This is a genomic window from Pantoea sp. ANP04, assembly GCF_041982285.1.
In the GTDB taxonomy this organism is placed as follows: domain Bacteria; phylum Pseudomonadota; class Gammaproteobacteria; order Enterobacterales; family Enterobacteriaceae; genus Pantoea; species Pantoea eucalypti.
In genome coordinates, this window is the sequence record NZ_JAUTYS010000132.1 from 1 (window position 1) to 555 (window position 555).

A 555-nucleotide genomic window follows, 5' to 3' on the forward strand; every position below is an offset into this window, starting at 1 on the left:
GCCTCCGCTAAGGAAGGCGACCTGATTGAAATGGGCCTGACCGCCATCGACTTTGGTCGCACCTCGGTCACCTTGCGCGCCGAAGTTCGCAACATCTTCACCCAGGAATCGATCCTGACCATCGAGAAGATCGTATTCGTCAACATCGGCGAAGACGGCAAGCCGCAACCGCACGGTTATGACCACATCACCTACACTCGCGACCGTATCCCGTTGGAAATCACCAAGGCGCTGATCTAGTTTTCGGACCGATCCCCTCAGCCAACGTTGAGTTGACGGTGTGGTGCCCCAGTCCTCGTTGTGAGGGCTGGGGCATTCGCGTTTTCAGGTCCAGCGTAACCGCCAATATTTTGGTGTGAAAACCTCTTGTCGACGGGACCGTGTTGGGGCAGAGTTTGTCGCGGGCGCAGTTCGCGCCCTGCCCCACCAGTTACCGAGGTATGAGCATGAGCAAGATGATCTTTGTAAACCTACCGACCGCTGATCTGGCCAAGTCCGACGCCTTCTACTCCTCTATGGGTTACGAGAAGAACACCACCTTCTCGGACGAGAATG

General features: G+C 56.4%; 1 protein-coding gene and 1 pseudogene. Both read left to right on the forward strand.

Annotated elements, in window-relative coordinates:
• A partial coding sequence (locus tag Q7C21_RS22730; RefSeq protein WP_375151200.1) for a hypothetical protein occupies positions 1-240 on the forward strand: 240 nt, incomplete at its 5' end.
• A 215-nt stretch (positions 241-455) separates the two neighbouring features.
• A pseudogene (locus Q7C21_RS22735) lies at positions 456-555 on the forward strand (glyoxalase/bleomycin resistance/extradiol dioxygenase family protein); the annotation flags it as partial.